This window comes from Salinibacterium sp. CAN_S4, from assembly GCF_015752305.1.
Taxonomy (GTDB): domain Bacteria; phylum Actinomycetota; class Actinomycetes; order Actinomycetales; family Microbacteriaceae; genus Rhodoglobus.
In genome coordinates, this window is record NZ_JADOVB010000005.1 from 163896 (window position 1) to 177460 (window position 13565).

Sequence of the window (13565 nt, forward strand, 5' to 3'; positions counted from 1 at the left end):
CGAAGGAGCAGGGCGCATGAGTCACGTACTGTCACTGCTGGTCGAAGACAAACCCGGCCTGCTCACCCGCGTCGCCGGCCTGTTCGCGCGCCGCGGCTTCAACATCGAGTCGCTCGCCGTGGGCAAGAGCGAGATCGACGGGCTTTCGCGCATCACGGTCGTCGTCGACGTCGAGGAGCTGCCGCTGGAGCAGGTCACCAAGCAGCTCAACAAGCTCATCAACGTCATCAAGATCGTGGAGCTCGACCCCGAGACATCCGTCACGAGGGAGCACCTGCTCATCAAGGTGCGCGTCGACAACACGACCCGCTCGCAGGTGCTCGAAGCCGTGAACCTGTTCAGGGCGCGCGTGGTGGATGTCGCAACCGACGCGCTCGTGATCGAGACGACGGGCGACTCCGGCAAGATCCAGGCGTTCCTGCGAGTGCTAGAGCCCTACGGCATCAAGGAGATCGCGCAGAGCGGCCTTCTCGCGATCGGCCGCGGCGGCAAGAGCATCACCGAGCGCGTCTTCAAGAACTGACTCGTCCTCCGGGCGACGAAAAACTGATCTCTCAACAACCGAACAGAAAGATAACAAAGTGGCTGCAGAACTTCTCTACGACCAGGATGCCGACCTCGCCCTCATCCAGGGCAAGAAGGTAGCCATCGTCGGCTACGGCTCGCAGGGTCACGCGCATGCGCAGAACCTCCGCGATTCGGGTGTCGAGGTGAAGATCGCCCTGAAGGACGGATCGAAGTCCACCTCCAAGGCGCAGGAGGACGGCTTCGAGGTGCTCAGCGTTGCTGACGCCACGCAGTGGGCGGACCTGATCATGATCCTTGCGCCGGACCAGCACCAGCGCGGTATCTACAACGACAGCATCAAGGGCAACCTCACTGAGGGCAAGACCCTGGCCTTCGCTCACGGTTTCAATATCCGCTTCGGGTACATCGATGCGCCCGAGGGCGTCGACGTCATTCTGATCGCGCCGAAGGCTCCCGGCCACACCGTACGTCGCGAGTTCGTTGCCGGCCGTGGCATCCCGGACATCATCGCCGTCGAGCGTGACGCTTCGGGCCAGGCCTGGGATGTCGCACTGTCGTACGCGAAGGCGATCGGTGGAACCCGTGCGGGTGTCATCAAGACCACCTTCACCGAGGAGACGGAGACCGATCTGTTCGGCGAGCAGGCCGTTCTCTGTGGCGGTACTTCGCAGCTCGTCATGTACGGCTTCGAGACCCTGATCGAGGCCGGATACCAGCCCGAGATCGCCTACTTCGAGGTGCTGCACGAGCTGAAGCTCATCGTCGACCTCATGTGGGAGGGTGGCATCGCGAAGCAGCGCTGGAGCGTCTCAGACACCGCCGAATACGGCGACTACGTGTCGGGCCCGCGCGTGATCGACCCCTCGGTCAAGGAGAACATGAAGGCCGTGCTGGCCGACATCCAGTCGGGCGCTTTCGCGGCCCGCTTCATTGCGGACCAGGATGCCGGAGCACCCGAGTTCCTCGACCTCCGCGCCAAGGGCGCCGCCCACCCGATCGAGGCGACCGGCCAGAAGCTGCGCTCGCTCTTCGCGTGGAAGCAGACCGACGAGGACTACACCGAGGGCTCAGCCGCGCGCTGACCCTCCCTGCGTCCCCCACGGCCCCGATCTTCGGATCGGGGCCGTTTCGCGTTCGGGAGGGGTACGTTCCGGAAGGGTAATGGCTGATCGGTAACGTATGGCGGAGCGCCATACGTTGCCGTGGAGTGAACCGTCAGGCGGGCCAGCCGTGCTGCGCCGCGAGGGCCCGAAAGGTGTCCTGGCCCGCAGGGATGGGACGACGGTCGTACCCCCGAATTGGGGGTGTTTCTTGGATCTCAGTTGAAGTCCTCGGCATGTGGAGCACTTCATCGGCTGATACTTTGTCGTCAGTGCCGCCGAAGTGGCCCTCAACAGGCTGTGACGGAGAAAGCTTCATGGAGCGACATACCTCATCCGCTCGTCACCTAGCGGTGGCCATGATCCTGGGGCTGAGCATGGCTCTTGGGGTGGGGCTTGCAGCAGAACCTGCCACGGCCGCAACGGCGAATCTCAGTGGTCATGTGTCTCTGGGTTCTGCTGGATTTAGCGCATCCGCCGGTGAGGTAGCGATCCGGTACAGCAAATCCACCACCTGGCAACCCGTTCTGTTGGGAACTGTTTTGACGGATGCCAACGGTGACTATGTGATTTCTAATCTCGAACCCGGACAGTTCTACAGTCTTGAGTTTGACTACGTGGGTTCGGGCCCATTTTCAGGGGTTGGTTGGGGGGACAGGCTGCCGGGGCTGCAACCGGTGCCGATCGTCGCGGGTTCGATAACAGGCGCAAGCGTCATATTGCCTCATCTCGCCGCGATCACAGGGTCAGTTTCGCTGGGCGCGCCCGGTATCTCGGCCGGCCCAGGCGAGGTGAGCGTGTCTTACAGAACAATTGATTGGTGGAGGATACAAACGGGCTCCTGGAGCGCGCCGGTGACAACTGATGCTTCTGGTCGATATATTTTTCCGCAGCTTCGGGCTGGCCTTTACCAGCTCAAATTCAGCTATCTCGGAACTGGTGGTTTTCAGAATATTTCTCCCGAGACAGGCGAGCGGCAGTTCGACTTCGGAGCCGGAACGGATTTGGTTCGACACGTTACGCTTCCACCTACGCTCAGTATTTCCGGCACAGTGCGGGCGTCCAATTCGAATCTCCCGGTTGCTGGGGCGACTATCAATTTCAGCTACTACAACTTGGAGACTGGATATGGGGTCCCGACGACAGTAGGAAGTGTCACCGATAGCTCAGGGCAGTACACGATCTCTGGACTCGATCGCGGCCGGTACTCGATCATCCCCTCGAGTGCCGGGGTGCCGGGACTAAGGGCTCCGCCGAGTGAATTTGTGGAGATCTTAGACAGCTCCATCATTCGAAATTTTCGTTTTGATCCTCTGTATACCGCGACTGGGCATGTGACTCTGGGCGGGGCAAACTGCCCGGCAGGGCAAAATGAAGTGAAAATAAGGTTCCTCCAGCGCTACACCTCCGGGAGTTACAGCGCTCTTACTGACATGAACGGAAATTTCAGCGTGGCAGGGCTGCCCGATGGAAGCTACTCGGTGAATTTCACATATCTCGGAGCGGACGCTTTCGAGCCCTACGTTGTGCTGAACGCCGACGTCGACGGATCTGACATCACGGGTATCAATACGACATTCGCGAAATCGACCATAATTTCGGGGATTGTCCGCAACTCCTCAGGAGAACCAATAGACGACGCTCGCATAACCGCGCTGGGGTTTCCGAGATCCGGGACCCAAATGAATGAGGTGGCACTCGAAGTCGTAACTTACTCTGGCCCGACGGGCAAGTATTCTCTTCCACGCCTGGCCGCCGAATACGATTACGAGTTGTATTTTGACCAAGCCATTCCCTATTCAGCCTCTGCCTGGCCGGGATACAGTCGGTTCTACTACGGCGACCGTTTCAGGATCGTGGCTGACGTCATCAACTCTGGTTTCGATTCGACGATGTACCGCGGAGGCCTCATCCGTGGGGTAGTGAGTGTTCCGAGGATCAACCTTGCCAGCAGTGGGCTTGCGACTGTCGAAGTTCTGGTTTTCGACTACGGCTCGGGAATGTGGGCGAGGACCGGTGACGTGTCGGAAGTGCGTGCGGACGGTTCATATTTCGTACACGACCTCTACCCGGATCTTTATCGGCTGAGATTTTCCTACGTCGATGATGGGCGGTCGGTCAACGCGCTGTCGGGTCCGATTCAGGTTGAAGAGGGGGACATTGTGGAATACAACAGCGTCCTCAAAGTCCCTCCGAAAACCTCGCGTCTTGCCGGTGCGGATCGATATGCCGTTGGGGTATCGGTTTCCCAGGAACTGAATCCAGACCCGGTGGGGGCCGTCCCTGTGGTGTACCTCGCCAGCGGAGAGAAGTTCCCGGATGCGCTCAGCGCAGCACCGGCCGCGGTGGCCAACGGTGGCCCTCTTCTGCTCACGCCGAGCGGGCTGCTGCCAGCAGAGGTGCGGGCGGAGATCGTGAGGCTATCGCCTGACCGGATCGTCATCGTCGGTGGAACGAATTCTGTGTCTCCCGCCATCGAGACCGACCTGCTCTCGATTGTGGGGGAGGGCAATGTCGATCGTCTGGGAGGCGCAGATCGCTACGCCGCATCACGATCGGTGATTGCTGACACATGGGCTGTCGATGCCGCCGATTTTCCCGTGGTGTACGTCGCGACAGGCGCTAACTTTCCCGACGCCATCTCAGCGAGTGCGGCTGCTGGAGCGAGTGGTGCACCAGTGTTGCTGGTCCAGGGCAACGCGGCCACGCTCGATGCTGAATCGCGCGCGCTTATCGAGTCTATGAGCCCTGGGGTCATCAAGGTCGCGGGTGGCTCGGTAGGGCCAGCCATCCGGACGGAGTTGGAGACCCTAGCGCCCGTGGAATTCCTGGGTGGCGCAGACCGGTTTACCGCATCACAAACCATCAATGCGGATGCTATCGCGAAGGGTGTGTTCCCGTCTGGATCACGTATCTACGTAACCACCGGGTTCAACTTCCCGGACGGTCTCGTAGGAGCCGCGCTGGCCGGAGCCGAGAAAGCGCCGCTGTACACGGTGCCTGGTTATTGCGTTCCTGCCGCAATCCTCGCGCAGGCGGAGACCCTGGGAACTCAGGAGATCGTACTTCTCGGGGGGACTGCCACCCTCACCTCGGAGGTCGCCTCCCTCAAGCCCTGCGTCAGCGGCGCGCGCTCGGTGGCGAAGGTTGAGCGGGGGGCAGGAACCTCCACCGTCGGTCCGTCGGTGCGGCAACCGGGAGATCGCCCAGCGCTCAGAGTCGCGCCCGAGGAGCCTCCGAGGTAGGAGCGTTTCGGCAGGTGGCGCTTGCGTCCCTCGTCATGTCGGACCAAGAATGGATGCTCGCGGGCAGGGTATGGCGGAGTGCCATACGTTGCGAAAGCGGGAACCGTCAGGCGGGCCAGCCGTGCTTCGCGGCGAGGGCCGGCAGCTGCTCGTGCACCTTCGCGGATGCCTCGGCGGCCAGCGGGCTCGTCGAGACTCCGTTCTCGTTGACGAGAACACCGCCAATGTAGACCTGCTTGAGGTTGCGCAGGCTGCTCGACAGCACATAGTTGTCGATGGGATGCCACAGCGGGCCCATATCGGGGGAGCGCGGGTCGACCACGACGAAGTCGGCGAACTTGCCGGGCTCGAGGCTGCCCACGCGGTCGGCGATGCCGAGCACCTGCGCCGAACCGAGGGTGTGCATCCTGAGCATGTCGGCCGGGGACATCGCGTTCGGGTCACCCGTGGCTGCGCGCTGCTGGAAGATGCCGATGCGCATGTTCTGCCACGGGTCGGAGACGTCCGTGCAGGCCTGGTCGTCGAGACCGACGCCGATCGTCATGCCCCGCTCGCGCATCCTGGGCAGATCGGCGATCCCGGACGCGAGGCGCCCGTTCGAGGCCGGCTGCCACGACATCCCGCTGCCGGCCGCCGCCGCCCGGTCGATGATGTCCGCGGTGGTCTGGATGAAGTGGCCGAACACCAGCGAAGGGCCGAGCGCACCGGCCTCCGCGTACCACTCGAACTTCGAACGCTGCAGCTCCACCTCCTCGCGGGTCTCCAGGAAGTGCGCCTGGTTGATCACGCCGAAGCGGCGCATCGCCTCCACCTCGAGTTCTGCCGCATCCCGGCGGGGAGACCACTGCACCGCCCCGAAGACGGCCGAGCCGAGCATCCGCGACGGGTCAGCCGCTACGTCGTGAGCGACGGCAGCCGCGAATCGCTCGAAGATCTCGTCATCGCTGCCGACCGTGACATCCATACCGACCGCATTGATGTAGCGGATGCCGCTGTCGGCCTTCGCGTCGGCCTGCCGTAAGACGTAGTCGATGTCGCGCAGCGTGCCGTTGCCGCTGCGCACACCCTCGACCATCGGCACCCAGCTGAGCCTCGGATCCGTGAAGTCGAATGCCGACGTGACGCCATTGGACAGGAAGTCCAGGGAACCGTGAAGGGTGGACCAGTAGATATTCTTTGCACTCATCGCGGCGGTGAAGCCGAGCATCGAATCGCACCAGCCGTAGAGCGTCGCGTCGACGCCGAGTCCGCGCAATCCGCTCGTGAAGAGATGACTGTGGGACGAGACGAATCCTGGTGCCACGAACGACCCAGCCACATCGAGAACTTCGGCCGCCTCGACCCGTGGCGGGGTGCCGGAGCCGACGGAATCGATGCGGCCATCGTCGGCGACGAGCATCCATCCCTCGTCGATCACGGCGGGGCCGACGGGGGCGATGGTGATGAGTCTGGCATTCGTCACGAGCAGCATGGTTCGATTCTGCCTCACCGACGCAACACCGGGTAATGTGAGCCCGTGCCAGAGTCGACACCCGCCCGCCGCATCGTCGGCATCCTCCGCCTCGCCGCCGGCTTCGCCCTCGCGGCGGCCCTCACCTTCCAGATCATCGAGAAGGTCGCCAATAACGACATGGTGGCTGACCAGTACTTCAGCTACTTCACGATCCAGTCGTCGCTGATCGCTGCTGTGGCCCTCATCGTCGGAGGCGTGATGGCCCTCCGCCTGCCCGTCGACACCGTGCTGTACACGGTCGTGCGGATGTCGGTCTTCTCCTACGCCGTCGTCACCGCGGTGGTGTACAACGTGCTGCTGAGAGGCATCCCCGAGGAGGGATTCATCGAATCGCGCTGGCCCGGTGAACTCATGCACGTCTGGATTCCGCTGTTCATCGCGCTCGACTGGTTCCTGTCGCCCGGCCGCCCGGCCCTGCGCTGGACCGGGCTCAGGTTCGTCGTCATCTACCCGCTGGCGTGGCTCGCGTTCACCATGCTGCGCGGAGCAGCAACTGGGTGGTTCCCGTACCCGTTCCTCGAGCCATCCACCGGTGTGCTCAGCATTGCCGTCTACGTGGTCGGGATTTCCGTGTTCATCGTCGGGCTCGCGTCCATCGGCATCGCGTGGAGCCGGGCGCGCGCGGGACGACCGGCGGCTGTTACGGCCTGAGGGTCAGCTCAGCACGTCCTTGGTGGCGAACCGCCCATAGGCGAGGGCGCCGAACACGGCGATGTAGCCCAGCTGCAGCAGCGCATTGTTCTGGAACGAATCGAATGAGACGGGGTTCGTGAGCAGGTCGGCGATCCCCAGCCAGTAGTGGCTGAACAGCCACGGATGCAGCCAGTCGAGCTGGGGCAGGGCATCCAGGATCTGGGATGCCGCAGACAGCACTATCGTCGCCGCCATCGCCCCGACCGGCACCGTGGTGAGGCTCGAGAGGAACAGCCCGATCGCGCTCAGCCCGAGCATCGACATCGACACATACGCCACGAGCAGGAGGCACCGGATCGCGTACTCGCCGCCATCGATGGTGTCGCCGGAGAGCAGGGTCACGGCCCCCACGGGGAACAGGGCCGCCCCGATCGCGACACCGGCGATGACGACGACGGCCGTGGCCGCAACGCAGAAGGCGGCGGCTCCCGCGTACTTGACCAGGAGCAGCCGCAACCGACCGGCGGGAGAGATGAGCAGGTAGCGGAGCGTGCCCAGGTTCGCCTCACCGGCGATCGTGTCGCCGGCGACGACACCCACCGTCAGGGGCAGGAAAAGCGGGATCGAGACGGTCAGCGCGGTGAGAGCGACGAACAGCCCGTTCTCGCTGATGCTCGCCAGGAAGGCTGGGCCGCGGCCCGAGGTGTTGCTCGACAGCCGCACGGCGACGGCGATGAGGATCGGGACAGCGGCCAGGGCGAGCAGCATCGCCTGGTTGCGCCTGCGGCGGAAGACTATCGTGATCTCAGACCACAGCAGCGCGAGGCCGAGGTTGCGCCGCGTGTCACTCTGCGACATCGAAACCCTCCCCGGTGAGCGCGACGAACCGGTCTTCGAGGCTCGCGCCCTCCGCCGTGAAGCCACGGAGGCGGACGCCCGCCGTGACGAGTGCTTCGGAAAGCTGCTCGACGGGGATGTTCGTCGTCAGCACCGCCGTCAGGGAAGAGTCGATCGGTCCCGGCTGGGCATCGAGCCCCCAGCGTGCGAGAACCTCCCGGGCGAGGGCGACATCCGGAGTGCGCACCTCGACGCGGGTCACACCGGCGGCGCGCAGGTCGTCCAGCGTGCCCTGGGCCACCAGTTTCCCTGCGCTCATGACCGCGACATGGCTGCAGGTCTGCTCGATCTCGGCGAGCAGGTGGCTCGACACGAACACCGTCGTGCCCTCGGCTGCGAGCGACCGGATGAGGTTGCGCACCTCGCGCGTGCCCTGGGGGTCGAGTCCATTGGTCGGCTCGTCGAGGATCAGCAGCTCGCGGGGCGTGAGCAGCGCGTTAGCGATGCCGAGTCGCTGCTTCATTCCGAGCGAGTACGCGTGCGCCTTCTTTCGCGCGGCATGGCTGAGCCCGACACGGTCGAGTGCTGCATCCACTCTCGCCGCCCTGGTGCGGGACGACGCGAAGCGATCGGCGGAGTCAAGGCGGGCCAGGTTCGCTCGCCCCGAGAGGAACGGGTAGATCGCGGGCCCCTCGACGAGAGCACCGACGCGGGGGAGCACCGATTGCAGCGATTGGGGCATCGCCGAGCCGAGCATCCTGATCTCACCGGATGTCGCTGACGCGAGCCCGAGCAGCATGCGGATCGTCGTGGTCTTGCCCGAGCCGTTCGGCCCGAGAAAGCCGAAGACCGATCCGCTGGGAACGGCGATGTCGAGCTGGTTCACCGCGAGCTGTGAGCCGAACCTCTTGGTCAGCCCGTGCGTCTCGATGGCGAACGCGCCATGCGTCACTGAGCTGCTGCAGCCTGGAGCTGGTCGATGCCGACGGCGCCCGTGAGCACGCGGCCGTCGTCGGTGATCAGCACGGAGACGAGGGAGGTCTCGAGCGCCTGGCCGCCGGTGACCGGCACGAGTACCTGGCCGAGCATCGCGGCCGCCGACGAGTCACCGAGGTCGCTCGCGGTGCCCGCGGGAAGTTCGATGATGCTGCTCCAGCCGGCACCCGTGACCTCCGGCTTCGTGAACTCGTCCGGGGCCGTCTCGCTGTGTCCATCGAGCTCGTTCTCGGTGATCTCTTTCTCCGTAACGGTGGCGCCGGCCGGAGGTGTGAAGCTGAAGAGCGCGGCATCCTGCGCGCCGAAGTCGATCGAGCTGAACCCGACCGAGAAGGCGGCGTCGCTCTGGCCGTCGGCGAAGACGCGCACATCGAGCGGGAGTCCGGTCTCCGAGTCGACGGAGAGGATGACCGAGCCGACGAGGGTGGCGTCATCGTCGGGGGTGAGCACCAGCTGGTACACGGCACGACCGGCGACTCTCGCGGTCTCGGTCACGGTGACGTCCGTCGACGGCTCGATGCCGTCGATGAGCCGGGTGGCGAGCTCGGCGGGGGTCGTGGTGACACCGGTGTCTGGCTTCGTGCCGGGCGTGGCCGTGACGTGCTGCACCTCGTTCGTTTTCGAATCGTAGGTCCACACCTCGGCACCGTTGCGGATGACGTTGCGCTCGGCGAGGGTGTCCGTGACCTGGATGCGCGCCGTGTCTGCTCCGCCGACGAAGACGCGGGCCGAGTTGGAGCCGGTGAGAAGTTCCATCGCAGCCGAGACGGAAGAGTCTGACCCGGCTCCGCCTCCGTAGCTCGATCCGAGAGATGACAAGTCGGGCAGACCGAGGTTCGAGCTCTGCTCCACGGTGCCGGAGTACTGGGCGTCCGCGCTGCCGGCGATGAACTCGAGCAGCTGTTCCGGCGACTTCTCGGGCAGTGCCGGCGTAGCATCCGCAGCCATCGGGATCAGCACGACGCCGGCGGCGGCGACGACGGGGACGAGGGCGGCGGGAATCCAGCGGGTCCACTTCGATGGCATGACAGCTCCTTTTCGACGAACGCTCTACTGCTGTCACCCACGGTACTCCCGGGTCGCCGTGTGGCGGCTGGGAAAGTCGCGCAGGATCGGTCACCGCGCACCCCCGAAGAGGTGACCATCCCGGCCACCCACGGCTCCGAATACCTCTCGTGAACACCCTTCAGCACGCGCGACGTCGCGCAGTCAGCACCGGATCATCCATGCGCAGTCGCAGGATGCTCGGAGCCATCCGGATCGCCGTCGGCCTGTTCGTGCTGGTGACGGTGATCGTGCAGATCACCGACCGCCTGCTCAACAACGCCTTCGACCCCACGGAGTACTTCAGCTATTTCACGATCCAGTCGTGCCTCATCAATATCGTGGTCCTGCTCGTGGGCGGTGCAATGGCGCTGCGCCATAGCCGCGACACCGTGCTCTACACCTCGATCAGGATGTCGATCGTCACCTACGCCGTCGTCACGGCCGGCGTCTACAACCTGCTGTTGCGCGGCGTTCCCTACGAGGGATTCCAGGGGCTGCAATGGCCCAACGAGGTGCTGCACGTCTGGGTGCCGATCGTCATCGCCCTCGACTGGCTCTTCTCGCCCGGTCGACCACCGCTGCCGTGGCGGGCCCTTCGCATCCCGATCATCTACCCCGTGCTGTGGCTCGCATTCACCCTGGGGCGCGGCGCGTTCACCGGCATCTACCCGTATCCGTTCATCGACCCTGCGACCGCGGGGTGGGGGAGCGTCGTCGCGTATATCGTCGGCTTGACCGTGTTCATCCTCGCGATCGCGGCGCTGTGCATCGCGTACAGTCGGCGCGGCGGTAGAGCGAGGATCTAGCTTCCGCCGAAGCGTTCGGTCTTCACGGCGACGGGGTCGTGGCCGAGTTCCACGAGGGCGGTCGCGACGGCCTCCACGAATCCGGTCGGGCCACACACGAACACTGCGGGGCTTTCGGTCGCGGGCGTGGTGGCGGAGGTGATGAGCTCTTTCGTGACGCGACCGGGGGCGGTGGGCCATCCATCCGGAACCTCACGCGTGTAGACGATGGTGACGTCGACTCCGGATGCCGCGGCCAGCTCGTCGGCGAAGAAGCGGTCGGCGGGCGAGCGTACCGAGTACAGCAGCCTCATGGGCACGGAGCTGCCCGCCGCGGTGTGCGCCCGGATCATCGCGAGCAGGGGTACGACGCCGGATCCACCGGCGATGAGCTGCACGGGGGCGGTGTGCTCAGGCTTCCACACGAACCAGCGACCGAGGGGTCCGCGGAACTCGAGCTGGTCGCCGGCGCGCAGCTCCTCCACGAGGTAGGGCGAGACCTCTCCGTCATCGATGAGGTCGACGGCGAGCTCCACCCGGGATCCAGGGCCGGTCGAGGCGAGCGAGTATGCACGGACAGCGCTGTAGCCGTCGGGCGCGGTGAGGCGCACGTCGACGTGCTGGCCAGCGGTGCTGCCGCGCCAGCCCGGCACATCCAGCACGATGCTCTTCGCGTTCGGGGTCTGCTGCGTCGTGGACACGACGGTGCCCACGAGCCAGTCTCGAGGGCTCATTCAGCTGTAGCGCTCTTCACGCCACGGGTCACCGTAGGTGTGATAGCCGTTCTGCTCCCAGAATCCGGGGGAGTCGCTGCGCTGCATAGTGATGCCGCGCACCCATTTGGCGCTCTTCCAGAAGTACAGGTGCGGCACGATCATGCGGGCCGGGCCGCCGTGGTCGGGCTCAAGTGGCTCGCCCTCGAACTCGGTGGTGATCCAGGCCTGGCCGTCGAGGATATCTTCGAGCGGCAGGTTCGTCGTGTAACCGCCGGTCGAGTGCACCATCACGTAGTCGTAGCTCGATTCGACGTCGGCAAACAGGGTGTCCATGGACACTCCGCGCCAGTTCGTCGCGAGTTTCGACCAGCGGGTGACGCAGTGGATGTCGGTGTGTATGTCTTCGAAGGGCAGCGCGTTCAGCTCATCCCAGGTCCAGGAATGCGTCGCACCGAGCTCGGTCTTGATCGTGAACGACCAGTCGGTTTCGGCGATCGTCGGGGTGGGGCCGGCGGAGAGCACCGGGAAGTCTTCGGTGAGGAACTGACCCGGGGGCAGGTCGGGCTGCGCCTCGCGGGGGCGCCCCGTAAAACCGCGGGAGAAGATGGCCATGCTTCAGGGTACCGAACCGTCAGGCGTACACACGTAGGCTTACGCAATGACCTTGTCGCTCGGACTGCCCGCGATCCGGCGCGACCCCGCTCGCATGCCGTCGACCGAGGGGCGGCCGGATGTCACGGGGCTCGTCGACACTCATGGGCGCACCGCCCGCGACCTCCGTATCTCGGTCACGGAGAAATGCTCGCTGCGCTGCACGTACTGCATGCCGGAGGCCGGCCTCCCCACCATCGCCCGGAACGACCTGCTCACGCCGACGGAGATCGCGCGGCTCGTCGCTATCGCCGTGCGCGACCTGGGCGTGCACGACATCCGCTTCACGGGCGGTGAGCCGCTGATGCGTGCGGACCTGGTGGAGATCATCGGCCTGAGCTCCGCGGTCGCCGGTGGGGCATCCATCTCTATGACGACCAACGGGATCGGCCTTGACAAGCGAGTCGACGAGCTCGTGGCAGCCGGACTCACCAGGCTCAACATCTCGCTCGACACCGTCGACCGCGATCACTTCGCGAGGCTCACGCGCCGCGACAGGCTTCCGGCGGTATTCGCCGGGATCGACGCGGCGAAGCGGGCGGGCATCGCACCCCTGAAGATCAACGCCGTGCTCATGCGCGACACCCTCGGCGGCGCGGCAGACCTCCTCGAGTGGGCGCTCGCCCATGACGCGAAGCTGCGCTTCATCGAGCAGATGCCGCTGGATGCCGACGAGGCCTGGGCGCGAGACAACATGGTGGATGCCGCCGAACTGCTCGACGTGCTCGGATCCAGATTCACTCTCACGCAACCGCACCGCGATGACCCGTCAGATCCGGCCGAGGAATGGCTCGTCGAGGGGCACAGCTACCACGGCGGCCCTGCCACCGTCGGCATCATCGCTTCGGTGACCCGCAGCTTCTGCGCGGCGTGCGACCGCACTCGCGTGACGGCGGAGGGCACGGTTCGCTCCTGCCTGTTCGGTGACGACGAGACCGACCTGCGTGCGCTGCTGCGCAATGGATCGACGGATGCCACGATCGCCGAGTGGTGGCGGGCCGCGATGTGGGGCAAGCAGAAGGGCCACGGCATGGAGCGTGCCGACTTCGTCAGGCCTCAGCGGAGCATGGGGGCGATCGGTGGTTGAGGTGCGCTACTTCGCTGCCGCAGCGGATGCGGCGGGCGTTCTCGAGGAAGCGCTTCCCGCTGTCGCGACCGTCGGGGAGTTGCGGGCGGTGCTCATCGAGCGTCACGGCCATGCGATGGCCAGGGTGCTGGCTGCCGGATCGTTTCTCGTCGATGGTGTCGTGAGCCGCGACGATTCGCGGGTGCTCGGCGCACGCGTCGACGTTTTGCCGCCGTTCGCGGGCGGCTGACCCGCGCTGGGCCACTTGCGCCGTGCGCCCCGTGCGCATCAGACTGAAGCATGCCTCAGGATTCTGCAGCCCGACTCTCGGTGCCGGCCCTCCGGTCTCACTCGACTTCTGTGAACTGACCATGCGAGCAGCGAGATACTTAGTCTCCACCTGTGCCCTGGCAAGTGTGGCCCTGCTGGTTTCGGCTTGCGTGCCTGG

The 13565-nt window shown here is 65.1% G+C and carries 13 protein-coding genes; 7 read left to right on the forward strand and 6 right to left on the reverse strand.

What is annotated here, in order from left to right:
• Positions 1 to 16 precede the first annotated feature (16 nt).
• The 3 genes from ilvN (at position 17) to IWX81_RS13030 (ending at position 4873) form a co-directional block, all read left to right on the forward strand.
• Positions 17 to 523 (forward strand): acetolactate synthase small subunit, encoded by a 507-nt coding sequence (gene ilvN / locus IWX81_RS13020; protein WP_199281751.1) that lies wholly within the window; start codon positions 17 to 19, stop codon positions 521 to 523.
• A gap of 58 nt (positions 524 to 581) precedes the next feature.
• A complete protein-coding gene (gene ilvC / locus IWX81_RS13025) occupies positions 582 to 1610 on the forward strand; it encodes a ketol-acid reductoisomerase (RefSeq protein WP_199281752.1) in 1029 nt (342 codons plus the stop codon).
• Between the two features lie 377 nt (positions 1611 to 1987).
• A complete protein-coding gene (locus tag IWX81_RS13030) occupies positions 1988 to 4873 on the forward strand; it encodes a cell wall-binding repeat-containing protein (protein WP_334594252.1) in 2886 nt (961 codons plus the stop codon).
• A 106-nt stretch (positions 4874 to 4979) separates the two neighbouring features.
• Here the strand turns inward: IWX81_RS13030 and IWX81_RS13035 are convergent, their stop codons facing one another.
• On the reverse strand, positions 4980 to 6344 hold the full coding sequence (locus IWX81_RS13035) for an amidohydrolase family protein (RefSeq protein ID WP_199281754.1): 1365 nt from the start codon (positions 6342 to 6344) through the stop codon (positions 4980 to 4982).
• A 45-nt stretch (positions 6345 to 6389) separates the two neighbouring features.
• Here IWX81_RS13035 and IWX81_RS13040 point away from each other — a divergent pair, with 45 nt between their 5' ends.
• Positions 6390 to 7037, forward strand: a complete 648-nt coding sequence (locus tag IWX81_RS13040; protein WP_199281755.1) for a Pr6Pr family membrane protein — start codon at positions 6390 to 6392, stop codon at positions 7035 to 7037.
• A 3-nt stretch (positions 7038 to 7040) separates the two neighbouring features.
• Here IWX81_RS13040 and IWX81_RS13045 read toward each other — a convergent pair whose 3' ends face one another.
• From IWX81_RS13045 to IWX81_RS13055, 3 genes are read right to left on the reverse strand one after another with little or no spacing between them, the layout of a single operon-like run.
• Entirely contained in the window at positions 7041 to 7877 is an 837-nt protein-coding gene (locus IWX81_RS13045) for an ABC transporter permease (protein WP_199281756.1), read from the reverse strand.
• Positions 7864 to 8808 (reverse strand): ABC transporter ATP-binding protein, encoded by a 945-nt coding sequence (locus IWX81_RS13050; protein ID WP_199281757.1) that lies wholly within the window; start codon positions 8806 to 8808, stop codon positions 7864 to 7866. Before IWX81_RS13050 ends, IWX81_RS13045 begins: the two co-directional genes overlap by 14 nt.
• Complete coding sequence (locus IWX81_RS13055; RefSeq protein ID WP_199281758.1) at positions 8805 to 9878, reverse strand: LolA family protein; 1074 nt, start codon at positions 9876 to 9878, stop codon at positions 8805 to 8807. The genes IWX81_RS13050 and IWX81_RS13055 overlap by 4 nt, the downstream gene beginning before the upstream one ends.
• 149 nt (positions 9879 to 10027) lie before the next feature.
• Here IWX81_RS13055 and IWX81_RS13060 point away from each other — a divergent pair, with 149 nt between their 5' ends.
• Positions 10028 to 10705, forward strand: coding sequence for a Pr6Pr family membrane protein (locus tag IWX81_RS13060; RefSeq protein WP_334594177.1), 678 nt, complete (start codon positions 10028 to 10030; stop codon positions 10703 to 10705).
• On the opposite strand, the gene IWX81_RS13065 is transcribed toward IWX81_RS13060, so the two are convergent.
• Entirely contained in the window at positions 10702 to 11397 is a 696-nt protein-coding gene (locus IWX81_RS13065; RefSeq protein ID WP_334594179.1) for a ferredoxin reductase, read from the reverse strand. The two genes, IWX81_RS13060 and IWX81_RS13065, sit on opposite strands and share 4 nt — an antisense overlap.
• 21 nt (positions 11398 to 11418) lie before the next feature.
• Positions 11419 to 12012, reverse strand: coding sequence for a molybdopterin-dependent oxidoreductase (locus IWX81_RS13070; RefSeq protein WP_199281760.1), 594 nt, complete (start codon positions 12010 to 12012; stop codon positions 11419 to 11421).
• Positions 12013 to 12058: 46 nt separating this feature from the next.
• Between IWX81_RS13070 and moaA the strand changes: the two genes are divergently transcribed.
• Positions 12059 to 13138, forward strand: coding sequence for a GTP 3',8-cyclase MoaA (gene moaA, locus IWX81_RS13075; protein WP_199281761.1), 1080 nt, complete (start codon positions 12059 to 12061; stop codon positions 13136 to 13138).
• The gene (locus IWX81_RS13080) at positions 13131 to 13367 is read left to right on the forward strand and encodes a MoaD/ThiS family protein (protein ID WP_334594182.1); all 237 of its coding nucleotides are present in this window, start codon (positions 13131 to 13133) and stop codon (positions 13365 to 13367) included. Before moaA ends, IWX81_RS13080 begins: the two co-directional genes overlap by 8 nt.
• Positions 13368 to 13565: the final 198 nt, after the last annotated feature.